The sequence below is a fragment of the Amycolatopsis sp. WAC 01376 genome (genome assembly GCF_003947415.1).
Lineage (GTDB): Bacteria > Actinomycetota > Actinomycetes > Mycobacteriales > Pseudonocardiaceae > Amycolatopsis.
On the sequence record NZ_QHKL01000009.1, the window covers coordinates 132,305 to 154,951 of the forward strand.

General features: G+C 69.0%; 21 protein-coding genes. 13 read left to right on the plus strand and 8 right to left on the minus strand.

Features of this window, described 5'->3' with window-relative positions; all coding sequences use genetic code 11:
- Window positions 1–38: 38 nt before the first annotated feature.
- The 6 genes from DMH03_RS36030 to DMH03_RS36055 all read left to right on the plus strand — a co-directional run bounded on the left by DMH03_RS36030 (window position 39) and on the right by DMH03_RS36055 (window position 8,074).
- Complete coding sequence (locus tag DMH03_RS36030; protein ID WP_199749155.1) at window positions 39–1,928, plus strand: methylmalonyl-CoA mutase family protein; 1,890 nt, start codon at window positions 39–41, stop codon at window positions 1,926–1,928.
- The gene (scpA, locus tag DMH03_RS36035; protein ID WP_125796485.1) at window positions 1,928–4,096 is read left to right on the plus strand and encodes a methylmalonyl-CoA mutase; all 2,169 of its coding nucleotides are present in this window, start codon (window positions 1,928–1,930) and stop codon (window positions 4,094–4,096) included. Before DMH03_RS36030 ends, scpA begins: the two co-directional genes overlap by 1 nt.
- A 3-nt stretch (window positions 4,097–4,099) precedes the next feature.
- On the plus strand, window positions 4,100–5,098 hold the full coding sequence (meaB, locus tag DMH03_RS36040) for a methylmalonyl Co-A mutase-associated GTPase MeaB (protein WP_125796486.1): 999 nt from the start codon (window positions 4,100–4,102) through the stop codon (window positions 5,096–5,098).
- Between the two features lie 57 nt (window positions 5,099–5,155).
- Complete coding sequence (locus DMH03_RS36045) at window positions 5,156–5,455, plus strand: hypothetical protein (protein WP_125796487.1); 300 nt, start codon at window positions 5,156–5,158, stop codon at window positions 5,453–5,455.
- 238 nt (window positions 5,456–5,693) lie between these two features.
- Window positions 5,694–6,992 carry an amidohydrolase gene (locus DMH03_RS36050; protein ID WP_125796488.1) on the plus strand — a complete coding sequence of 433 codons (1,299 nt, stop codon included), beginning with the start codon at window positions 5,694–5,696 and terminating at the stop codon, window positions 6,990–6,992.
- 239 nt (window positions 6,993–7,231) lie between these two features.
- Complete coding sequence (locus DMH03_RS36055; protein WP_199749174.1) at window positions 7,232–8,074, plus strand: DUF559 domain-containing protein; 843 nt, start codon at window positions 7,232–7,234, stop codon at window positions 8,072–8,074.
- A 63-nt stretch (window positions 8,075–8,137) separates the two neighbouring features.
- On the opposite strand, the gene DMH03_RS36060 is transcribed toward DMH03_RS36055, so the two are convergent.
- Window positions 8,138–8,590 carry a gamma-glutamylcyclotransferase gene (locus DMH03_RS36060; protein WP_199749156.1) on the minus strand — a complete coding sequence of 151 codons (453 nt, stop codon included), beginning with the start codon at window positions 8,588–8,590 and terminating at the stop codon, window positions 8,138–8,140.
- A gap of 127 nt (window positions 8,591–8,717) precedes the next feature.
- Here DMH03_RS36060 and DMH03_RS36065 point away from each other — a divergent pair, with 127 nt between their 5' ends.
- From DMH03_RS36065 to DMH03_RS36080, 4 genes are all read left to right on the plus strand, one after another.
- Window positions 8,718–10,121 (plus strand): NAD(P)H-quinone dehydrogenase, encoded by a 1,404-nt coding sequence (locus DMH03_RS36065; protein WP_125796489.1) that lies wholly within the window; start codon window positions 8,718–8,720, stop codon window positions 10,119–10,121.
- A gap of 80 nt (window positions 10,122–10,201) precedes the next feature.
- Window positions 10,202–10,663 carry a hypothetical protein gene (locus tag DMH03_RS36070; RefSeq protein ID WP_370311021.1) on the plus strand — a complete coding sequence of 154 codons (462 nt, stop codon included), beginning with the start codon at window positions 10,202–10,204 and terminating at the stop codon, window positions 10,661–10,663.
- A gap of 152 nt (window positions 10,664–10,815) precedes the next feature.
- Window positions 10,816–11,487: a class F sortase gene (locus DMH03_RS36075; protein WP_125796490.1), complete on the plus strand. Its 672-nt coding sequence runs from the start codon at window positions 10,816–10,818 to the stop codon at window positions 11,485–11,487.
- A 5-nt stretch (window positions 11,488–11,492) separates the two neighbouring features.
- Window positions 11,493–12,011, plus strand: coding sequence for a hypothetical protein (locus tag DMH03_RS36080; protein ID WP_125796491.1), 519 nt, complete (start codon window positions 11,493–11,495; stop codon window positions 12,009–12,011).
- 216 nt (window positions 12,012–12,227) lie between these two features.
- Here DMH03_RS36080 and glpK read toward each other — a convergent pair whose 3' ends face one another.
- Window positions 12,228–13,742: a glycerol kinase GlpK gene (gene glpK / locus DMH03_RS36085; protein WP_125796492.1), complete on the minus strand. Its 1,515-nt coding sequence runs from the start codon at window positions 13,740–13,742 to the stop codon at window positions 12,228–12,230.
- Window positions 13,743–13,755: 13 nt separating this feature from the next.
- Window positions 13,756–14,511: an MIP/aquaporin family protein gene (locus DMH03_RS36090; RefSeq protein ID WP_199749157.1), complete on the minus strand. Its 756-nt coding sequence runs from the start codon at window positions 14,509–14,511 to the stop codon at window positions 13,756–13,758.
- Window positions 14,512–14,745: 234 nt separating this feature from the next.
- On the opposite strand from DMH03_RS36090, the gene DMH03_RS36095 reads away from it, so the two are divergent.
- Both DMH03_RS36095 and DMH03_RS36100 read left to right on the plus strand, forming a co-directional pair.
- Complete coding sequence (locus DMH03_RS36095) at window positions 14,746–16,485, plus strand: glycerol-3-phosphate dehydrogenase/oxidase (RefSeq protein WP_052120197.1); 1,740 nt, start codon at window positions 14,746–14,748, stop codon at window positions 16,483–16,485.
- A gap of 97 nt (window positions 16,486–16,582) precedes the next feature.
- Window positions 16,583–18,046 (plus strand): aldehyde dehydrogenase family protein, encoded by a 1,464-nt coding sequence (locus tag DMH03_RS36100; protein WP_125796494.1) that lies wholly within the window; start codon window positions 16,583–16,585, stop codon window positions 18,044–18,046.
- 120 nt (window positions 18,047–18,166) lie between these two features.
- On the opposite strand, the gene DMH03_RS36105 is transcribed toward DMH03_RS36100, so the two are convergent.
- From DMH03_RS36105 to DMH03_RS36125, 5 genes are all read right to left on the minus strand, one after another.
- Window positions 18,167–18,697, minus strand: coding sequence for a GNAT family N-acetyltransferase (locus DMH03_RS36105; protein ID WP_125796495.1), 531 nt, complete (start codon window positions 18,695–18,697; stop codon window positions 18,167–18,169).
- 21 nt (window positions 18,698–18,718) lie between these two features.
- Window positions 18,719–19,093 carry a DUF1707 domain-containing protein gene (locus DMH03_RS36110; protein WP_125796741.1) on the minus strand — a complete coding sequence of 125 codons (375 nt, stop codon included), beginning with the start codon at window positions 19,091–19,093 and terminating at the stop codon, window positions 18,719–18,721.
- A 41-nt stretch (window positions 19,094–19,134) separates the two neighbouring features.
- A complete protein-coding gene (locus tag DMH03_RS36115; RefSeq protein ID WP_125796496.1) occupies window positions 19,135–19,593 on the minus strand; it encodes a DUF1707 domain-containing protein in 459 nt (152 codons plus the stop codon).
- A gap of 46 nt (window positions 19,594–19,639) precedes the next feature.
- On the minus strand, window positions 19,640–21,430 hold the full coding sequence (locus tag DMH03_RS36120) for an acetyl/propionyl/methylcrotonyl-CoA carboxylase subunit alpha (RefSeq protein WP_125796497.1): 1,791 nt from the start codon (window positions 21,428–21,430) through the stop codon (window positions 19,640–19,642).
- Between the two features lie 148 nt (window positions 21,431–21,578).
- On the minus strand, window positions 21,579–21,863 hold the full coding sequence (locus DMH03_RS36125) for an SAV_915 family protein (RefSeq protein ID WP_125796498.1): 285 nt from the start codon (window positions 21,861–21,863) through the stop codon (window positions 21,579–21,581).
- Between the two features lie 83 nt (window positions 21,864–21,946).
- Here DMH03_RS36125 and DMH03_RS36130 point away from each other — a divergent pair, with 83 nt between their 5' ends.
- On the plus strand, window positions 21,947–22,630 hold the full coding sequence (locus DMH03_RS36130) for a hypothetical protein (protein ID WP_125796742.1): 684 nt from the start codon (window positions 21,947–21,949) through the stop codon (window positions 22,628–22,630).
- The last annotated feature ends 17 nt before the right edge of the window (window positions 22,631–22,647 follow it).

Consider the following 22,647-nt stretch of genomic DNA (forward strand, 5'->3'; position numbering starts at 1 on the left):
CAGGTAGGTCCAGTTGCGGGCCGTTAGCATCGTTGGTTATGACGGATGTGGCCGAGACGGAGTCAGTGCCGACCCCTGCTGGACACACTGCGCCCGACGAGCCTGAGGCACTGAAGCTCGCGGCGGAGTTCCCGGAAGCGAGCCGGGACCAGTGGCGGGAACTCGTCGCCGGCGTGCTGCGCAAGAGCGGCGCGATCGACGAGTCTTTCGACGGCCTGCCCGAAAGCAAGCTCGTCACCCGGACGTATGACGGCCTCGAGATCCAGCCGCTCTACACGGCCGAGGACACCGTCGAGGGAACGGGTTTCCCCGGCCTTCCGCCGTTCGTGAGAAGTGCGCGGCCCGAGGGCTCGGTGACGACCGGCTGGGACATCCGTGCCCGGTACGCGCGCCGTGACGCGAAGGTCACGAACGCCGCGATCCTCGCCGATCTCGAAGGCGGCGTCAGCTCGATCTGGCTGCGCGCCGGCGCGACCGGTGTCCCCGTCGCCGATCTGGGTGACGCGCTGAACGAGGTGTACGTCGACCTCGCGCCTGTCACCCTCGACGCGGGCGAAGAGTACGAAGCCGCCGCGAACGAGTTGTTCGCTCTCTTCACCGAGCGTGAGATCCCGGCGAGCGCGGTCACCGCGACCCTCGGCGCCGACCCGATCGGGTCGGCCGCGCGCACTGGTTCGCCGCAGCCGCTCGCTCCCGCCGCGGAATTGGCGGCGCGGGTCGCCGTCAGTCACCCGAAGGTGCGGACGATCGTCGCCGACGGCCTGCCGTTCCACGAGGCGGGCGGCTCCGACGCGCAGGAACTCGGCGCGACCATCGCCGCCGGCGTCGCGTACCTGCGGGCGCTGACCGAAGCGGGGCTGGACGTCGACACCGCCGCCGGGCAGCTCGAGTTCCGGCTCGCCGCCACCGCCGACCAGTTCCTCACGATCGCCAAGTTCCGCGCCGCGCGGCGCCTGTGGGCCCGGGTCACCGAAGTGTCCGGTGGCAAGGGGACCGGCATGCGGCAGCACGCGGTCACCTCGCCCGCGATGCTGACCCAGCGCGACCCGTGGGTGAACATGCTGCGCACCACGCTCGCCTGTTTCGGCGCCGGGGTCGGCGGTGCGGACGCGATCACGGTGCTGCCGTTCGACGCCGCGATCGGCCAGCCGGACGCGTTCTCCGCGCGGATCGCGCGCAACACGCACGCCGTCCTGCTGGAGGAGTCCAAACTGGCCGGTGTCATCGATCCGGCCGGCGGCTCCTGGTACGTCGAGAACCTCACCGAAGACCTGGCCAAGGCCGCGTGGCGCGAGTTCACCGCGATCGAGGCGGCGGGCGGTATCGAGGCGGAACTGGCCTCCGGTGCGCTCGCCGAGCGGCTGGCGGAGACCTGGGAGAAGCGGTCGAAGCGGCTCGCGACCCGGCGCGATCCGATCACCGGCGTCAGCGAATTCCCCAACCTGACTGAGAAAACCGTCGTCCGCGACGCCGTCGAAGACCTGCCGGACGGCGGTCTGCCCCGGCACCGGTACGCCGAGGCGTTCGAGGCCCTGCGGGACCGGGCGGACGCGCATCCGAGCCGTCCCCGCGTCTTCCTCGCCACGCCCGGCCCGGTCGCGGCGCACACCGCGCGGGCGAGTTTCGCGGCGAACCTGTTCCAAGCGGGCGGGATCGAGGCGGTGAACCCCGGTGCCCCCAAGGACATCGACGGCGTCATCGCGGAATTCCGGGCCAGCGGAACGAAGATCGCTTGTCTCTGCGGAAGCAACACTTCCTATGCGGAAGAAGCCGACAGTGTCGCGAAAGCCTTGAAGGAAGCGGGCGCCACCTCGGTGCTTCTCGCCGGGAAACCCGGCGACCACCCGGACGTCTCGGGCTACCTCTTCACGGGCTGCGACGCCCTGGAAATCCTGACCGGCACGTTGAACGAGCTCGGAGTGCAGTGATGACCATCCCGAACTTCGCAGGCATCGACCTCGGCGCCCCCGATCCGGCCGACCGTCCTCAATGGACCGAAGCGTTGCACGCCACCACCGGCAAGGGGCCCGACGCGCTCGCGTGGGAGACGCCGGAAGGCATCGGCGTCAAACCGGTCTACACCGCCGACGATCTGTCCGGAGTGGACTTCCTCGGCACGTATCCGGGTATCGCGCCGTATCTGCGCGGCCCGTACCCGACGATGTACGTCAACCAGCCGTGGACCATCCGCCAGTACGCGGGTTTCTCCACCGCCGAGGAGTCGAACGCCTTCTACCGCCGGAACCTCGCTGCCGGGCAGAAGGGTCTCTCGGTCGCCTTCGACCTCGCGACGCACCGCGGTTACGACTCCGATCACCCGCGCGTCGCCGGTGACGTCGGCATGGCGGGTGTCGCGATCGACTCGATCTACGACATGCGCCAGCTCTTCGACGGCATCCCGCTCGACAAGATGAGCGTCTCGATGACGATGAACGGCGCCGTCCTGCCGGTGCTCGCGCTGTACGTGGTCGCGGCCGAGGAACAGGGTGTCACGCCGGACAAACTGGCCGGGACCATCCAGAACGACATCCTCAAGGAGTTCATGGTCCGCAACACCTACATCTACCCGCCGCAGCCGTCGATGCGGATCATTTCGGACATCTTCTCGTTCACCTCGCGGAACATGCCGAAGTACAACTCGATCTCCATCTCCGGCTACCACATGCAGGAGGCCGGGGCGACCGCCGATCTGGAGCTGGCGTACACGCTCGCGGACGGCGTCGAGTACCTCCGATCCGGCGTCGAGGCCGGGCTGGACGTCGACAAGTTCGCGCCGCGCCTGTCCTTCTTCTGGGCGATCGGGATGAACTTCTTCATGGAGGTCGCGAAACTCCGCGCGGCGCGCCTCCTGTGGGCGAAATTGGTGAAGGGCTTCGAACCCAAGAGCGCGAAGTCGCTTTCGCTGCGGACGCACTCGCAGACCTCCGGCTGGTCCCTGACCGCCCAGGACGTTTACAACAACGTCGTCCGCACCTGTGTCGAGGCGATGGCCGCGACCCAGGGACACACGCAGTCGTTGCACACCAACGCCCTCGACGAGGCGCTCGCGCTGCCGACCGACTTCTCCGCCCGCATCGCGCGGAACACGCAGCTGCTGCTGCAACAGGAATCCGGCACCACTCGCGTCATCGACCCGTGGGGCGGCAGCGCGTTCGTCGAGAAGCTGACCTACGACCTCGCGCGCAAGGCCTGGGCCCACATCGCCGAGGTCGAGCAGGCGGGCGGGATGGCGAAGGCGATCGACGCCGGCATCCCCAAGCTGCGCATCGAAGAGGCCGCCGCGCGGACCCAGGCGCGCATCGACTCCGGCCGTCAGCCGGTGATCGGCGTGAACAAGTACCAGGTCACCGACGACGAACAGATCGACGTCCTCAAGGTCGACAACGCCGGTGTGCGCGCGCAGCAGCTGGAGAAACTGCGGCGGCTGCGCGAAGAGCGGGACGAGGACGCCACGCAGGACGCGCTTCGGCGGCTCACCGCCGGCGCCCAGGCCGACGGCAACCTGCTCGCGCTCGCCATCGACGCCGCCAGGGCGAAGGCCACGGTCGGCGAGATCTCCGACTCGCTGGAGCGGATCTGGGGGCGCCACTCCGGCCAGATTCGTACCATCTCCGGTGTGTACCGCGAGGAGGTCGGCAAGGCCGAGAACGTCGAGCAGGCGCGCGAGCTGGTCGAGAAGTTCGCCGAGGAAGAAGGCCGTCGTCCCCGGATCCTGGTCGCGAAGATGGGCCAGGACGGCCACGACCGCGGCCAGAAGGTGATCGCGACCGGCTTCGCCGACATCGGTTTCGACGTCGACGTCGGCCCGCTGTTCTCTACCCCCGGCGAGGTCGCGCGGCAGGCGATCGAGGCGGACGTGCACGTCATCGGCGTTTCGTCGCTGGCGGCGGGGCACCTTTCGCTGGTGCCCGCGCTGCGCGCCGAACTCGCCGAACAGGGCCGCGAGGACATCATCGTCGTGGTCGGCGGCGTCATCCCGCCGCAGGACTACGAAGAGCTGCGCGCGGCTGGTGCGGCGGCGATCTTCGGGCCCGGCACGGTGATCGCGGAAGCGGCGATCGACCTCATCGGACAGCTGACCGCCCAGGAGTCGTGAATCTTGCCGCGCAAGATCGACGTCGGGGCGCTGGCCAAGGGCGTACTCGCGGGTGACCGCGGCCTGCTGTCTCGGGCGATCACGCTCGTCGAATCCAACCGCGAGGACCACCGGGCGCAGGCGCAGGAACTGCTGGTCGAGCTCCTCCCGCACGCGGGCGGCGCGCGGCGCGTCGGCATCACCGGCGTCCCCGGTGTCGGCAAATCGACTTTCATCGACCAGCTCGGCACCGATCTCACGGAGGCCGGGCACAAGGTCGCCGTGCTGGCCGTCGACCCGTCGTCGACGCGGACCGGCGGCTCGATCCTCGGCGACAAGACCCGGATGGCGCGGCTCGCGGTGGACCCGAAGGCGTTCATCCGCCCTTCGCCGACTTCGGGCACGCTCGGCGGTGTCGCCAGGGCGACCCGCGAAACGATCGTGCTGATGGAAGCGGCCGGATACGACATCGTGCTGGTCGAGACCGTCGGCGTCGGGCAGTCCGAGGTGACCGTGGCGAACATGGTCGACCACTTCCTGTTCCTGACCCTCGCCCGCACCGGCGACCAGCTGCAGGGCATCAAGAAGGGCGTCCTCGAACTCGCCGACGTCATCGCGGTCAACAAGGCCGACGGCGACCACGAACGCGACGCGAAACGCGCGGCCCGCGAACTCGCCGGGGCGTTGCGGATGATCTACGGGCGGGACGCCGAGTGGACGCCGCCGGTGCTGACCTGCAGCGCGCTCACCGACGTCGGACTGGACGAGGTGTGGGCCGAAATCGGCCGTCACCGTGACGTTTTGACCGCGTCGGGGGAACTCGACGCCCGGCGACGGCGGCAACAGGTGGACTGGACCTGGTCGATGGTCCGCGAACAGCTGCTCGGCAGGCTCGCCGCGCATCCGGACGTGCGAGCGGTCGTCCCGGACGTCGAACGGGCGGTCCGGGACGGTGAACTGACCCCGACACTGGCCGCGCAACGGATTCTGGAGGCGTTCTCCGGTCCTCCGCGTGGCGGCTGACGCGGGAACCCGGCAGAGTGCAGAATCGGATTCGCGCCACGCCGTCGAAAGGGAGTCATGCCGAAAAGGTCTCGTCTCGGGCAGCTTGCCGGACTCGTCGCCGCCGGGCTGGTCGTCTGCGCGCCTGTCGCGCAGGCCGTGGAGATCCAGGCGCCCGCGCCGGTGATCGCGCAGGCGGCGGCGGTGCACGAGGTGCCGCGCCAGGCACCCCCCGGGCCGGTGCTCGACCCCGCCGAGACCGACAAGGCCAACAGCCAGGAGACCAAGAACAAGATCATCGCGGGCGTCGCCGCGGCCATCTTGCTCGGCCTGGTGATCCTCGGCCGCCGCGCCCGTTCCAAGAAGAAGAAGTCCTGAACCGCGACCGGTAAGTAGAAGGACTCTCCGCTTAGCCCGGGCCGAATTCCCGTAGCCGTTCAACGCAGATCCACTACCGGCCGTCTCCGGCTCGATCACTCGACGAGCGGCTTGTCATCTGCATGGTGCACGATCTATCGCAAATGCGTATCACAGATCGAACGGCACCCAGCGTGCCTTCGGCGACCACTCGTACGGTGGTAGACGAAGGCAACTGTGTTGCGGGAGGAGGTGCGGCGTGACGGTGCTCGATTCACGTCCGGATATTCCAGGCGACCCCGAGGGTCGCGTCGTTGCCCCTATAGAGGCGCCCACCGCGCTGATCTCCGAGGCCGGCGTCAGCATGGCACCTGTGCATGATCTGGGTGCCGGACGCGGCCCTTTCTGGCTTGACGACTGGCTCCGCGCGAACGCCACCGACGTCCTCGCGTGGCGTCGGCACATCCACGCGCACCCGGAACTCTCCCGCCACGAGTTCGCCACGACCGAAATGGTCATGTCCCTGCTCCGCGCGGTCGGGCTCAAGCCATGGGTGCTCCCCACGGGCACCGGCGTGGTCTGCGACATCGGCAGCGGAGACCGCTGCGTCGCACTGCGTGCCGACATGGACGCCTTGCCGCTGACCGAGGCCACCGGCCTCCCGTACGCCTCCAAGACCGAAGGCGCCGCGCATATGTGCGGGCACGACGCGCACACCGCGATCCTGCTGGGCGCGGCGCGGGCACTGGCGGGTGCGCCGGAGCTGCCCGGTCGAGTGCGGCTGATCTTCCAGCCCGCCGAGGAAGTCATGCCCGGCGGCGCGCTGGACATGATCGCCGCCGGCGCAATGGAAGGCGTCGAGCGGATCTACGGGCTGCACTGCGACCCGCGGCTCGAGGTCGGCAAGATCGGTCTGCGCGAAGGTGCGCTGACCTCCGCGGCCGACCTCATCGAGCTGCGGCTCACCTCGCCGGGCGGGCACACCTCGCGGCCGCATCTGACCGCGGACCTGGTGCACGCGCTGGGCACCGTGATCACGTCGCTGCCCGCGGTCCTTTCGCGGCGCGTCGACCCGCGATCCGGGACCGTGCTGGTCTGGGGCGCGGTGCACGCCGGGCAGGCCGCCAACGCGGTCCCGCAGGACGGGGTGCTTCGCGGCACGCTCCGGACGGCGGACCACGAGGTCTGGACGATGCTGGAGCCGCTCGTCGCGTCTTCGGTCGAGTCGCTGCTCGCGCCGACCGGCGTCGGGTTCTCCCTCGATTACCGCCGCGGCGTCCCGCCGGTCGTCTCCGACCCGGAGTCGCACCTGCTGATGCGTGCCGGTGTCGAAGCCGCGCTGGGCGAGGCCGCCGTGGCCGGGACCGAGCAGTCGTCCGGCGGCGAGGACTTCGGCTGGTACCTGGAGCACGTCCAGGGCGCCTTCGCGCGCCTCGGCGTTTGGTCCGGTGAAGGCCCGATGGCCGACATCCACCGCCCGACCTTCGTCCTCGACGAGCGTTCACTCCTGTGCGGTGTCCGCACCCTGGTCCACACCGCCCTGGCCACCCTGGCCTGAGTTACGCCTCCAATCACGCGAGTTACGGCTTCAATCACGCGAGTTCCGTCTCTGGGTACGGGTGTTCGGTCCTATCGGGCCCGAACACCCGTACCCAGAGTTGTCCACAGCCTGGGCGAGTTATCCACAGCCCGGGAAACGTGCCCTTCCCAAGACTGTTCAGATCGCGGATTCTCGAAGATGTGATCAACTGGGGAGGACGACATGGGGTGGTCTCGCGTAGTGAGGCCGACAAGATCTTGGGGCGGCGAGTCGTCGTCGAAGGGTTGGCGCGGGGTGTGCTGGCTCAGCCATGGCGAGGCGTGATCGTCCACGCGGCGGATCTGCTCAAGTTGCCGTGCCTGGCACAGGCGGCACTGCTCGCGGTCGGCCCGCCGTCAGTGCTTTCCGGCGCGACTTCTCTTGCCCTGCATGGGATTTCGGCTGCCGACAGTACGGTCGTCCACCTGACCGTTCCCTACTCGAGACGGGTCCAATCGAGGTCTGGGCTGGTGGTGCACAGGGCCGAATTCCACCCGGCCGACGTGCTCGAACTGGACGGGCTTCCGGTGTTCTCGTTGGACCGCGCGCTGGCCGACCACCTCTGCGACGGCGACAAGCGAACAGCGTTCGCCGCGCTCGAAGAGGCGCTGCACAACCTCGCGCCGGGCCACCGGGGAGTCCTGCATACCAACGTCCGGGACCGCATCCTCGACCGCCGCGACCGGCGAGGTATCCACAGGGCACAGATGCTGCTCGCGCTTGCCACGGGCGAGGCCGAATCGCCGCCGGAGAGCATTCTTCGCTTGATCGTCGTGGAGGCGGGACTCCCGGTCCCGGTCGCCCAGTACGAGGTCGTCACCATCGACGGGCGGAAGCTGTACGTGCTCGACCTGGCGTGGCCTGAGCTGCGTATCGCCCTGGAGTACGACGGCTATGCCGCACATGAGGGCAGGCAGGACTATGACGCGGAGCGGGACGCCAGGATGGCGGCGCGCGGGTGGATCACGATCCGCGCGACAGCGGCCGATCTGCGGGATCCGCGACGGTTGCTGGGGGAGCTACGGGGAGCGTTCGAGCGTCGTACGGCGCGACTCGCGTGATTGGAGACGCGACTCACGTGTTTGAAGGCGTAACTCGCGTGATCGGAGGCGTAACTCGCGGGGTCAGCCGCTGATGCCTTGGCAGGGGCGGGTGCGGAGCGCTTCGACGTAGTCGGCGGGGGCGCCCGCGGCTTCGGCGGCATCGGCCAGCACGCCGAGGTAGCGCGCCGAAGGGAGGCCGCCCTCGTAGCCGTCCAGGACGTACAACCAGGCCAGCACGGACCCTTCCATGGTCTGCACGCGCAGCCGGATCTTGTTGTGGATGCCCAGCTCGCCGCCTTCCCAGCGGTCGAGGCCGTCCTCGTCCAGCGGCGTGACGTCGTACAGCACCACGAAGACCCGGGAGCCCGGGTCTTCGACGATGGTCGCCAGCGCGCCTTCCCAGCCGATGTCCTCGCCGCCGAAGGTCAGTCTCCAGCCCTCCAGCCAGCCAGTGCCGGCCATGGGCGAGTGCGGAGCGCGCTCCAGCATCTGGGCGGGCTCCATATTGGATCCATACGCGGCATACAACGGCACGGCCACAGCCTAGCGACCCGGCGGTCACCCGGCTGGACGCACATGCCGTGTCCGGCCACTCAATCCGCCCAGCGGTCGCCCGCGTACGGTAAACGCAGTCACAGACATCGCAGCGAGGAGGAGACCAGTGACCAAGATCGTGATCATGGGCGGAGGCCCCGCCGGTTACGAAGCGGCACTGGTCGCGGCCCAGCACGGAGCCGACGTCACCATCGTCGAACGTGACGGTCTCGGCGGCGCGTGCGTGCTCTACGACTGTGTCCCGTCGAAGACGTTCATCGCCTCCTCCGGCGCCCTCGCGAACATGCACGACCTCCGCGAGCTCGGCATCAACACCGACATGGCCGACACCAGCGTCGACCTGCCGACCGTCCACGGCCGGGTGAAGGGCCTCGCGCTCGCGCAGTCCGCCGACATCCGCGCTCGCGTCCAGCGCGAGGGCGTCCGCGTCGTCATCGGCCAGGCGCGCTTCGACGACGACGAGGCCGGGCTCGCCGCGCACAAGGTCGCCGTCACCGCTCCCGACGGTTCGACCGAGGTGCTCGACGCCGACGTCGTCCTCATCTCGACCGGCGCCACCCCGCGTGTGCTGCCCGGCGCGGTGCCGGACGGCGAGCGCATCCTCGACTGGCGTCAGCTCTACGACCTGCGCGAGCTGCCCGAGCACCTGGCCGTCATCGGTTCGGGTGTCACCGGCGCCGAATTCGCCTCGGCCTACACCGAGATGGGTGTCAAGGTCACCGTCGTGTCCAGCCGCGACCGCGTGCTCCCGCACGAGGACGCCGACGCCGCCGCAGTGCTCGAAGAGGTCTTCTCGCAGCGCGGCACCACGGTCGTCAAGCAGGCCCGCGCCGACAAGGTCGTGCGCACCGAAAAGGGGGTCGAGATCCACCTCGCCGACGGCCGCGTGATCGAAGCCAGCCACGCGCTGATGACCGTCGGTTCGGTGCCCAACACCACCGACATCGGCTTGGAGAAGGTCGGCATCGAGCCCGGCCCCGGCGGCTTCATCGGCGTCGACCGCGTCTCCCGCACCAGCGCGCCCGGCATCTACGCCGCCGGCGACTGCACCGGGGTGCTCATGCTCGCCTCCGTGGCCAGCATGCAGGGCCGCATCGCGATGTGGCACGCGCTCGGCGAGGGTGTCGCGCCGATCAAGCTCAAGACCGTCGCCGCGAACGTGTTCACCCACCCCGAGATCGCGACCGTCGGCATCAGCCAGCAGGCGATCGACTCGGGTGAGGTGCCCGCCCGCACCATCATGCTCCCGCTCGCGACGAACGCCCGCGCGAAGATGGAAGGCCTGCGACGCGGTTTCGTGAAACTGTTCTGCCGCCCCGCCACCGGCGTGGTCGTCGGTGGGGTGGTCGTGGCGCCGAACGCGAGCGAGCTCATCCTTCCCATCGCGCTCGCCGTCCAGAACCAGCTCACAGTGGAACATCTGGCACTGACATTTTCGGTGTACCCGTCGCTGTCGGGGTCGATCACCGAGGCGGGCCGCCAGCTCATGCGCCACGACGACTTGGACTGATCTCCGCCGTCGAAGCAACCCGCGCGGGGATGTCCGCGTCTAGCGCGTGTCGGTGTTTCGTTGACAGCTAGGGGTTTTTCGTGGTTCGCAGGGTTCTCGCCGGGATGGTGGCGATCGGCGCGGCGGTGCTGGCGGGTTCGTCGGCAGGTTTCGCTCAGCAACCCGAGGCGGATCCCGGTGTCACGGTGCAGCTCAACGACGACACGGCCTACGAGCTCGGACTCGTCAACAAGTACGTGCACGGCGACTCCAACGTGGCGCTGGCCCAATGCCCCGGCGACGGTCTGAAGGCGCCGAAGTCGACGACGTTCGCTTCGCCGGTGCTGGCCATCGGGAAGTACGACTACGGCCCGCTCATCGGGGTCCCGGCGAACATCAGTGCCGAGGTCACCCTCAAGGAGGGCACCGCCCCGGGCAGCTACCCACTGACCGTCAACTGCAACGGAAAGTCTTATACGGCAACGTTTTCCGTTCCTTCCCGGCAGGTGGGCGCGGTGCCCGCCGGTGCCGCCCAGGCCGGCGACGGCAGCATGGCGTCCTGACGCTCCTCATCGCGATGATTTCGTGACCTTGGCGGGCAACCGTCCGGCCGCGCCCGGCGTCTGGCAGTCGTGGGGGTGAACGACGAGCCGGTCCTGGTCTGGGGGCCGGGACCGGTTCCGTCGCTCCCGCGCCGGTTCCGTGAGGGGTGAACATGAAGTCGACGTGGTGGCGAGGACGACGGGCGCCGTTGGTGCTCGCTGCCGTCTTGCTGGCCGTCCTGGCGACGCTGGCGATCGTCCTGTCCGGACCGGGGGAGACCGGGCAGGCCGCTCCGCCGCAGGTCACAGCGCAGGCAGCGACCTCGACGACGCCGCCGAGCGGCGCGCCAGTACCGGAGCCTGCGGGCGAGGCCGTCGCCGAGGGGCTGCCCAAAGTCGATCCGCTCTCGATCGACGTGCCGAAGATCGAGGCGAAGTCCAGTCTGGTCCCGCTGGGGCTCAACGCGGACAACACCGTCGAAGTCCCGCCGATCACCCGGCCGATGCAGGCGGGTTGGTACGTGCACGGGCCGACCCCGGGGGAGGTCGGGCCTTCGGTGATCCTCGGGCACGTGGACGGGAACAAGCAGAAGGGCATCTTCTTCCGGCTGAAGGAGCTGGCGCCCGGTGACAAGGTCTCGATCGCCCGGAAGGACGGCAAGACGGCCGAGTTCGCGGTCACGAAGGTCGAGCGGGTGGCGAAGGACAAGTTCCCCACCGACGCGGTCTACGGCGACACCACCGAGCCGGAGCTGCGGCTCATCACCTGCGGCGGGGTCTTCGACAAGGCGTCGAACAACTATCTCGACAACATCATCGTTTTCGCCCGGTTGATCGCGAGGTGAGTTTCATGATCAGGTCCGCCTTGATGGTGGCGTGCGGCGTGGCCTTGGCCGCCCCTGCCGTCGCGTACGCGCAGGACGACGTCCCGCCGACCACGACTTTCACCCCGCCGCCCATGCAGTACCCGTTCGTCGCCATCTCCCCGTCGAAGTCGACGGCGGGAGAGGACGTCCTGGTCTCGGTCGGCTGCGCGAAGGACGACTTCGGCGAGGTGAAGTCGATGGTGCTGGACCGCATCGGGACCTTCGAGGTGACCTCGGAGGATCCGGTGATCCTCGGCACCGTCGCGCATATCAGCGACAAGGCGAAGCCGGGCTTCTACGCGGTCAAGGCGACTTGCAAGACGACGACGGTGACGATCAACCTCGAAGTCGCGCCGGTCAAGACCCCGGCCCCGACGCTGCCCCCGGCTCCGTCGGCCAAGCCGACGAAGGCGACGCCGCCGAAAGCGGTGCCCGCGGCCGGGCGTCGTCAGGTTTCGAAGATTCCGGTGGGGGCGCCGCAGACCGGCGGCGGTTTCGCGTGATTGAACGGACGACACGCGTGATTGAGCGGACGACATATGTGATTGGGCGGACGACTCATGGCGGGACCCCGCCGCGGTCGTGTCGTCCACTCAGTCACGCGTGTCGTCCGCCGGATCACGCGTGTCGTCCGGTCAGTCACGTGACATCGCCGGTCAAGTCTCGTGAGTGGTGAGGACGGGGTCAGAACCGTCCTCACCACTCACGAGTAGTGAGGATCAGCCCTCGTCGTCGACCCAGTCGAAGGTCTTCGTGACGGCCTTCTTCCAGTTGCGGTACTCGGATTCGCGGCGGGCCTCGTCCATCGACGGGTCCCACTGCTTGTCCTGCGCCCAGTTGTTGCGGATGTCGTCTTCGCTCTCCCAGAAGCCCACCGCGAGACCGGCCGCGTACGCCGCGCCGAGCGCGGTGGTCTCGTTGACCACCGGGCGGATCACCGGCACGCCGAGGATGTCGGCCTGGAACTGCATGAGCAGTTCGTTGACGACCATGCCGCCGTCGACCTTCAGCGACTTCAGCGGGACACCGGAGTCGGCGTTCATCGCGTCGATGACCTCGCGCGACTGGAACGCGGTCGCCTCCAGGACCGCCCGCGCAATGTGGCCCTTGTTGACGAACCGGGTGAGGCCGACGATCGCGCCGCGGGCGTCGGAGCGCCAGTACGGCGCGAAGAGGCCCGAGAACGCCGGCACGAAGTACGCGCCACCGTTGTCCTCGACGGTGCGGGCGTGCTGCTCGACTTCGGCCGCGGAGCCGATCAGGCCGAGGTTGTCGCGCAGCCACTGCACGAGCGAACCGGTGACCGCGATCGATCCTTCGAGCGCGTACACCGTGTCGTTCGAGCCGATCTTGTAGCAGACCGTGGTGAGCAACCCGTTGTCCGACATGACCTTCTCGGTGCCCGTGTTGAGCAGCATGAAGTTGCCGGTGCCGTAGGTGTTCTTCGCTTCACCCGGCGAAAGGCAGGCTTGCCCGAAGGTCGCCGCCTGCTGGTCGCCGAGGATGCCCGAGATCGGGACCCCGGCCAGCGCGCCCTTCTCGCGGACCTTGCCGTAGGTCTCCGAGGACGACCGGATCTCCGGCAGCATCGACAGCGGGACCGTCATCTCTTCGGCGATCCCGGCGTCCCAGGCCAGCGTGTCGAGGTCCATCAGCATGGTCCGCGACGCGTTGGTCGGGTCGGTGACGTGCACGCCGCCGTCGACCCCGCCGGTCATGTTCCACAGCACCCAGGTGTCCATGTTGCCGAAGATGAGGTCACCGGCCTCGGCCTTCGCGCGGGCGCCCTCGACGTTGTCGAGGATCCACTTGATCTTCGGCCCGGAGAAGTAGGTCGCCAGTGGCAGGCCCACCTTCTCGCGGTAACGCTCCTGGCCGCCGCCCAGCGCCCCCAGGTCGCTGACGATCTTGTCCGTGCGGGTGTCCTGCCAGACGATCGCGTTGTACACCGGTTTACCGGTGGTGCGGTCCCAGACCAGCGTGGTCTCGCGCTGGTTGGTGATGCCGACCGCGACGATGTCGCCCGCGACCAGGTCGCCCTTGGCCAGCGCGCCCGCGGCGACGGCTCGTGTGTTCTCCCAGATCTCTTCGGCGTTGTGCTCGACCCAGCCCGCCTTCGGGAAGATCTGCTCGTGTTCCCGCTGGTCGACGGCGACCACCCGCCCGGAGTGGTCGAAGATCATGCAGCGGGTCGACGTGGTGCCCTGGTCGATCGCGGCTACGTACGAAGTCATCGAAGCTCCAGTCTCAGGTCAGGTTGTGGACGGCGAGGAAGAGGAGGGCGGCCAGGGCACCGCCGACCAGCGGGCCGGCGACCGGGATCCAGGAATAGCCCCAGTTCGGGTTGGCCTTGTTCTTGATCGGCAGCAGGAACGCGTACGCGATGCGGGGGCCGAGGTCTCGGGCCGGGTTGATGGCGTAACCGGTCGGGCCACCGAGGGACTGGCCGATGACCAGCACGACGAACGCTACACCCGCGTAGCCGAGCGCGGAGTTGCCGAAGTTCGGCGTGCCGCCTTCCGCCGTGGCGTTGGCGTAAACCGGGCTGAGCAGGATCCACGCGACCAGCACGAAAGTGCCGATGATCTCGGTGACGAGGTTCCATGCCTTGTTCGGGATCTGCGGCGCGGTCGAGAAGATGCCGAGCGTCTCGTCGCGTTGCGGATGGTCGTCGAACTGGAGTTTGTAGGCGGCCCAGCAGAGCACGGCGCCGAGGATCGCGCCGACCATCTGCCCGGCGAAGTAGATCGGGACGTCCGCCCACTTCGTCTTGTCCGCGATGGCGAGGCCCAGTGTCACCGCGGGGTTGAGGTGCGCGCCGCTGGGCGCGGCGATGCTGGCGCCGGCGAAGACCGCGAACGCCCACCCGAAGGTGATCATCACGACGCCACCGTTGTGGCCGTTGTTCTTGCGCAACACGTGGTTGGCGACCACGCCGTTACCCAACAGGATCAGGACCGCCGTTCCCAGCAGCTCCCAGACGAAGATGGCTCCCACACTCACCGCTTGACCTCCACTTTGGACATTCCGCGCAGGGTCGAACACGGTGTGCTACGGCGCCCTTGCCGACCCACGTCCGTGGCACGTTACCGTCGCGTATTTGTTCCTTCCAGGCGTTGTGGGAACCAATCCTTCCAAGATCGACGAGGGTTACGCCACACGTGTCACCCGCATAACGGACCGGTCGCGGCCGATCGTGCGATGCTGGAGCCACAGCGGCACAAGGAGGAATGTCACGTGGCAAGCTCTCAGCGCGAAGCCGAAAACAGCCCCGCCAGGCTGGGACCGCTCAAGCGGGAAGAGTCTTGGCAGCGGCTGGGTGAGGACAAGTTCGACCTCGTCGTCATCGGCGGCGGAGTGGTCGGTGCGGGCACGGCGCTCGACGCCGCCACACGCGGCCTGCGGGTCGCCCTCGTCGAAGCGCGCGACCTCGCGTCGGGGACGTCGAGCCGGTCCAGCAAGCTCTTCCACGGCGGGCTCCGGTACCTCGAACAGCTGGAATTCGGTCTGGTGCGGGAAGCCCTGCGCGAACGCGAACTGATGCTGACGACGATCGCCCCGCATCTGGTGAAGCCGGTCAGCTTCCTGTATCCGCTGACCCACCGGATCTGGGAGCGGCCGTACACCGCGGCCGGCCTGCTGATGTACGACACGATGGGCGGCGCGCGGTCGGTCCCCGGCCAGAAACATCTGAGCCGCGCGGGCGCGCTGCGGATGGTCCCGGCACTGAAGCGGTCCGCGTTGATCGGCGGGATCCGTTACTACGACGCGCAATCCGACGACGCGCGGCACACGATGACCGTCGCCCGCACCGCCGCGCACTACGGCGCCGTGGTGCGCACCTCCACCCAGGTGGTCGGTTTCCTCCGCGAGGCGGACCGTATTTCCGGTGTCCGCGTGCGCGACGTCGAGGACGGCCGCGAGACCGAGATCCACGCCTCCGCGGTGGTCAACTGCACCGGCGTCTGGACCGACGAACTGCAGCGCCTTTCCGGCGGCCGCGGCCGGTTCCGCGTGCGGGCGAGCAAGGGTGTGCACATCGTCGTCCCGCGCGACCGGATCGTCTCGGAATCGGGCATGATCCTGCGCACCGAGAAGTCCGTGCTGTTCGTGATCCCGTGGCGCAACCACTGGATCGTCGGGACCACCGACACCGACTGGAACCTCGATCTCGCGCATCCCGCCGCGACGAAGCACGACATCGACTATCTCCTCGAACACGTCAACACCGTGCTCGCGACCCCGCTGACGCACGACGACATCGAAGGCGTCTACGCGGGGCTCCGGCCTTTGCTGGCAGGGGAAAGCGAAGAGACGTCGAAGCTTTCGCGTGAGCACGCGGTCGCCAGGGTCGCCCCTGGACTGGTCGCGATCGCGGGCGGCAAGTACACGACGTACCGCGTGATGGCGGCCGACGCCGTCGACGCCGCGGCCGTCGACCTTCCCGGCAGGCCGCAGTCGTCCATCACGGACAAGGTGCCGCTGCTGGGCGCCGACGGGTACCACGCGCTGGTGAACCAGGCCGACCATCTGGCGAGCGAGCACGGGCTGCACCCGTACCGCGTCCGGCATCTTCTCGACCGGTACGGCTCGATGGTGCACGAGGTTCTCGCGCTCGGCGAAGGACGGCCGGAGCTGTTGAAGCCGCTGGAGCACGCTCCGGACTACCTCGGCGTCGAGGTAGTCTACGCGGCCAGCCACGAGGGCGCGCTTCACCTGGAAGACGTGCTCGCGCGCCGGACGCGGATTTCGATCGAGTACGCGCACCGCGGTGTCGACTGCGCGGCGCAGGTCGCCACGCTGGTGGGCGAGGTGCTCGGCTGGTCGAAGGACGAGGAGAAGCGCGAGGTCGAGGTGTACAAGGCGCGGGTCGACGCGGAACGGGAGTCCCAGTCGCAGCCGAGCGACGAGGCCGCCGACGCGTTGCGTTCGGCCGCGCCGGAAGCGCGGTCCGGGATCATCGAACCGGTGAGTTGATCCCTGCTGCCGAGTCGTGTGCCACGCGCGCAGAGATCGTTGCCTGATCGGGTGAATCTGGCATAGCGTCGGCCGTCCCGATACGGAAGGCGGCCTTGTGGTGTTTCTCGACTCGTCGACGTGGACGGACCGGATCTTCGCCGGTGGTTCCTGGGTGCCAGGGTCCGGTGGCGTCCGTGACGTCATGGAGCCCGCGACCGGTGCGGTGCTGGGAAGCGTGGGGATCGCCTCGGCGGAGGACGCCGCGAAAGCGGCCGAGACCGCGGCCGAGGCGCAGCGGGCCTGGGCGGCGACACCGCACGTCCAGCGTGCCGCCGTCCTGCGCAAAGCCGCTCGGCTGTGGTCCGAGTACGCCGACGAGATCCGCTGGTGGAACATCCGCGAGGTCGGCGCCGTGCCGGGAGTCGCGGGCTTTTCGCTGCACGTCGCCGAGCAGGAGTGCTACGAGGCGGCGGCCCTGCCCGGCCGTCCGTACGGCGAACTCCTGCCGAGTGAGGAACCGCGGCTTTCGATGGCGCGCCGCGTCCCGGCCGGGGTCGTCGCGGTGATCTCGCCGTTCAACATGCCGATCATCCTCGGCATCCGTTCGGTCGCCCCGGCGCTCGCGCTGGGGAACGCGGTCATCCTCAAGCCGGATCCGCGCACCGCCGTCACCGGTGGCGTGGTCCTCGCGCGGATCTTCGAGGAAGCCGGTCTGCCGCCGGGTGTGCTGCAGATGCTGCCGGGCGGCGCGGACGTCGGCGAGACGCTGGTGACGCATCCGGCGGTGCGGGTCATCTCGTTCACCGGGTCGACCGGTGCCGGGCGCAAGGTCGGCGAACTCGCCGGGAAGCACCTGAAGCGGGCACATCTGGAACTGGGCGGGAACTCGGCGCTCATCGTGCTCGACGACGCGGACGTCGACGAAGCCGCCGGTGTCGCCGCGTTCGGCTCCTTCTTCCACCAGGGCCAGATCTGCATGACCACCGGGCGGCACCTCGTGCACGAGCGACTCTACGACGACTTCGTCGAGCGGCTGGCGGCGAAGGCGGCCGCGTTGCGGGTGGGCGACCCGGCGCTGGACGAGGTCGCGCTCGGGCCGATCATCGACGCCGGACAGCGGGACAAGATCCACGAGCTCGTCGCGTCCAGTGTCGCGGCGGGGGCGCGGGTCGCCGCCGGCGCCGAATACGACGGGCTGTTCTACTCCGCGACGGTGCTCGCCGACGTGCCGCCGACGGCGCCCGCGGTCGCCGAAGAGATCTTCGGCCCGGTCGCGCCGGTCGTGCGGTTCTCCGACGCCGAGGAGGCCATCCGCCTCGCCACGGCGAGCGAATACGGGCTCTCGCTGGGGATCATCACCCGCGACGTCCTCAAAGGACTGGAGCTGGCCGACCGCGTCCCGACCGGGATCGTGCACATCAACGACCAGACCGTCAGCGATGAGGCGAACAGCCCCTTCGGTGGCGTCGCCGCTTCGGGCACCGGAAGCCGTTTCGGCGGCGCGGCGGCGAACATCGAGGCCTTCACCGAGACGCGGTGGGTCACCGTCCGCAACCCGCCGCCCACCTACCCCTTCTGACCGCCCGCGTTTAGTCCTCTGGATGCGGTAGTTCGGATTACCAACGACCGCGTTTAGTCCTCTGAATGCGGTAGTTCGTGTCGCGTACTGCCGCATTCAGAGGACGAAATGCGGCGAGGGTCAGGCGGTGCGGCGCCAGCGGATGAGGCGTTCCCCGGTCGGGGCCGGTTCCAGTTCGGGCCCGACCAGGGTGAACCCGCATTTGCGGGCGACCGAGGCGGAAACCTCGTTCGTCTCCTCGTAGCGGTAACTGACCTCGCGCAGGCCGAGCCCGCCGAAACCGAAGCGCAGGGCCGCGTTGAGCGCGGTGCTCGCGACGCCCTTGCCCCGCGACGCCGCGCGCACCCAGACCGACGCCTCCGCGTACCCGGCGTCGAAATCGAGATCCCGCAGGCCGACCTCGCCCAGCAGCTCGCCGGTCGTCGGCTCGGCCACCGCCCAGGAACAGCGTTCGTCACCGGCCCACTGGGCCGTGCGCAACGCGACGTACTCGGTCGCCTCGTCCAGATCCCGCAAACGGTAGTTCAGGACGTACTTGCGATGCGTCGGGTCGGCGAAGGCCGCGACCAGCGCCGGACGGTCGTCGAGTGCCTTGTCCGCCCGCAGCTGCCGCAGGTAGTACTCGCCCGCGTTGATCTCCACCGGTTCCACCCTTCGAGGGTAACCGGCCCTTCAGCGACGGCGGCTCATGATCAGCGCGACCGCCAGCGGCAGCAGGAAGACCAGGAACGTCCCCCGGGTGAAGAAGAACAGCGCGATCGCGACCGCCGCCGCGATCGGCACGGCGCTGGCCGTCAGCCATTTCGACGGCGGAGCGTCGTTCTTCGCGGACGCCTGCGCCACACCGGGCATCGGCGGCAGGGGGAGCAGCGCGCCGGGCCGGGGCGAGGGCAGGTCCGTGAACAGCGGTTCGAGATCACTCACCATCCGCGCGGCGCTGATCTTCGCCGACCGCGTACCGAACTCGTCGAGGTCCAGTCTGCCGGTGCGGACATGTTCTTCCAGCGCTTCGAGCGCGTCTTGGCGTTCGGCGTCGCTCAGCCGCATGTCCGGTCTCTCGGCACTCACGACCCGAGTCTACGGGCGGATCAGCCGTCCAGTTCCCGCCGACGTTGTTTCCCGAGCTTCTTGTGGGCGTTGTCCCAGCCCTTGCCCCAGATGCCTTCGCCGACGGCGCTGATCCCGATCGGGACGAGGATGAACCACCAGGTGACACCGGTGGTGATGATGAGCGCGATGGAGGCGATGAAGAGGATCGGCAGGAGCGCGCCCATGATCCGTTGCATCGGCGGGATGTCCGCCCACGCAGGTTTCCCCGGTTCGGTCACGGCGGCCTTGGGCGCGTCGAAAAGCGGATGTGGTTCGGGCAGGTCCGCGAAGATCCCGGACAGTTCGCCGCGGGTCTTGGCGGCGGTGACCTGAGCGGACCGCTCGCCGTACTCGTCGATGTCGATCCGGCCCACGCTCATGTGCTCGCCGAGCGCGGTCAGCGCGGACTCACGATCCTGATCACTGATCCGCAGCCGCGGAGACGGAACCTCGCTCACCTTTTCGATGGTAGGCCGAGCGAGGCCCCGTCGACCACGACAAACGTCAGTCTTTCAGCTCGAACAGCTGGGTTCCCTGGGTGACCGCCGCGCCGACCTCGACCGAAAGCCCGGTCACGGTGCCCGCTTTGTGCGCGGTGACCGGGTTCTCCATCTTCATCGCTTCGAGCACGACGACCAGCTCGCCCGCTTCGACCCGCTGGCCCTCTTCGACGGCGATCTTGACGATGGTGCCCTGCATCGGCGCGGTGACCGCGTCGCCGCTCACCGCGGCCTTGGTGCCGCCCGCGCGTTTGCGCGGCTTGGCCTTCACGGCCGTCCCGCCGCCACCGGCGTCGAGCGAGAAACCACCGGGGAGCGACACTTCGAGGCGGCGTCCGCCGACCTCGACGACGACGTTCTGGCGGGGCTGCTCTTCCTCGGCCTCGGCGGCTTCCGGCGCCACGAAGGGTTCGATCCGGTTGTCGAATTCGGTCTCGATCCAGCGGGTGTGCACGCTGAAACCGTTCTCGTCGCCGACGAAGGCCGGGTCGTTCACGATCACCCGGTGGAACGGCAGGACCGTCGCCATTCCGTCGGCGACCATCTCGGCGACCGCGCGGCGGCTGCGCTCGAGCGCGTTCTGCCGGTCCGAGCCGGTGACGATCAGCTTCGCGAGCATCGAGTCGAACTGGCCGCCGATGACGCTGCCGGATTCGACACCCGAGTCGACCCGGACCCCCGGGCCGCTGGGCGCGACGAACTTGGTCACGGTGCCGGGCGCGGGCAGGAACCCGCGGCCGGCGTCCTCGCCGTTGATGCGGAACTCGATCGAGTGGCCGCGCGGTTCCGGGTCCTCGGTGATGCGCAGCTTCTCGCCGCGTGCGATGCGGAACATCTCGCGCACGAGGTCGAGGCCCGTGGTCTCCTCGGACACCGGGTGCTCGACCTGGAGCCGCGTGTTGACCTCGAGGAACGAGATCGTGCCGTCGACCGCGACGAGGTACTCGACGGTCCCGGCGCCGTAGTAACCGGCTTCCTTGCAGATCGCCTTCGCGGACTCGTGGATGCGCTTGCGCTGGTCGTCGGTCAGGTACGGCGCGGGCGCCTCTTCGACCAGCTTCTGGTGGCGGCGCTGCAACGAGCAGTCCCGGGTGCCGACGACGATGGCGTTGCCGTGCTGGTCGGCGAGGACCTGGGCTTCGACGTGGCGCGGCTTGTCCAGGTAGCGCTCGACGAAGCATTCGCCGCGGCCGAAGGCGGAGATCGCCTCACGCGTCGCGGATTCGAAGAGCTCCGGGATCTCCTCGCGGGTGCGGGCGACCTTCAGCCCGCGGCCGCCGCCGCCGAACGCCGCCTTGATCGCGACGGGCAGACCGTGCTCGTCGGCGAAGGCGATGATCTCGTCGGCGTTCGCGACGGGATCCTTCGTACCGGGCACGAGCGGGGCTCCGGCACGCAGCGCGATGTGGCGCGCGGTGACCTTGTCGCCGAGGTCGCGGATGGCCTGCGGGCTCGGGCCGATCCAAGTCAGCCCCGCGTCGATCACCGCCTGCGCGAAATCCGCGTTCTCGGAAAGGAACCCGTAGCCGGGGTGGACGGAGTCCGCGCCCGACCGCTTGGCGGCGTCGAGCAGCTTGTCGAAGACGAGGTAGCTCTCGGCGGCGGTGGTGCCGCCGAGGGCGAAGGCCTCGTCGGCGAGGCGGACATGGGGTGCGTCACGATCCGGATCGGCGTAGACGGCCACGCTGGTCAGCCCGGCGTCCTTCGCCGCCCTGATCACCCGTACCGCGATTTCCCCGCGGTTCGCGATCAGGATCTTGGTCACCGGACCACCTGTGCCGGCCTGCTCGGTCACGCCGTACCTCCTGCGTTCGCACGTCGGGCCGCCCCGATGCGGCTCCGCAGCAGTTTACGGAAATTCCCGCCCCGATTAGTGAGAGCAAGGCCACCCAGTGACCTCTGTTTATACCAGCGGCGACGGGTTCCGGTTCTTTTATCAGGCCCTACACCAGCGCTTCGCGGTGCCGCAGTTCTTCCGGAAGGTCGGAGTCGAGCACGATCAGGTCGTACGGCTGGGCCTGGTGAACCCGCCCGAGGTGCTCGGACTTGACCAGCGCCCACGGCTGATGCGGGCCGCAGCACTCGACAAGGCGCTGCACGGTGCTGAAGGCGATCAATGCCGTCCGGCCGTCCTTGGTCGGGCGAAGTTCGATCTCGGCGCTCGTGAAGTCCTTCGGCTTTTTCGCCGTGGGAAGGAACAGGGCGTTGGGCAGTCCGGGGTTCGTCACGGGAACAACATAGCCGTGCACTCTGCGCTAGATCACTTACGCTCTCGGATATGCGGACTCAGGAAGCGCGGGCGCCGCGATCCGTGCTGTTCACCGCACTGCTGGCGGTGGTGGTGACGGCGGGCGTGATCGTGGCCGTGATCCTGCTCCGCCCGGCCGCACCGATGCCCGCCGGAGACCCCGGCGTGCCTCCTGTTTCCGACGGCGCCCCGACCGCGCCCGGGGCCGACTGCGGCGACTCGGCCTGCCGGGAGATCGGCGCGATGACCGTCGGCGGGCTTCCCGTCGTGCTGCTGGCCGACGACGCGGGGAAGCAGGGTGTGGTCCGGATCGGCGCGGACACGGTGTACCCGCTGATCGTCAACGACCGGGGGGTCACCCTCAAGGGCGATTCTTTGCGCTGCGTCGACGGCGCGACGCCGGTCTGTCTGGTGCGCGGCGAAGTGAGCGGTGGCTCGGTCGGCGAGTTGTTCGTCGCGCGCGGCGGGATCTGGCGGGACACCGGGAAGCCGTACTTCTCCGACGCCGGGACGGTCGCCCTGAACGACGTGACCGCCGACGGGATCGCGGACGTCATCGTCGTGCGGCACGAGTGCCCCGGCGCGCAATCCGGCTCGGCTCGATGCCAGGCGGCGCCGGTGCTCGCCGAGGTCTACGACGTCGCCCGCGGCTCGGTGGGCTGCACGCGGCGGTACACCGCTCCTTCGGAACTGCGGGGGTGGCCGGACGTCCGGCTCACCAAGGCTGACCTGCGGGCCTGCCCCTGAAAGAAAGCAAGGGACCT

Excerpts from the sequence above, each read along its gene's own strand:
- DMH03_RS36045 (WP_125796487.1), top strand. The coding sequence starts at position 5,156 with ATGCCGAAAAGGTCTCGTCTCGGGCAGCTTGCCGGACTCGTCGCCGCC.
- DMH03_RS36110 (WP_125796741.1), bottom strand. The coding sequence starts at position 19,093 with ATGCGGCTGAGCGACGCCGAACGCCAAGACGCGCTCGAAGCGCTGGAA.
- DMH03_RS36075 (WP_125796490.1), top strand. The coding sequence starts at position 10,816 with ATGAAGTCGACGTGGTGGCGAGGACGACGGGCGCCGTTGGTGCTCGCT.
- glpK (WP_125796492.1), bottom strand. The coding sequence starts at position 13,742 with ATGACTTCGTACGTAGCCGCGATCGACCAGGGCACCACGTCGACCCGC.
- DMH03_RS36030 (WP_199749155.1), top strand. The coding sequence starts at position 39 with ATGACGGATGTGGCCGAGACGGAGTCAGTGCCGACCCCTGCTGGACAC.
- scpA (WP_125796485.1), top strand. The coding sequence starts at position 1,928 with ATGACCATCCCGAACTTCGCAGGCATCGACCTCGGCGCCCCCGATCCG.
- DMH03_RS36080 (WP_125796491.1), top strand. The coding sequence starts at position 11,493 with ATGATCAGGTCCGCCTTGATGGTGGCGTGCGGCGTGGCCTTGGCCGCC.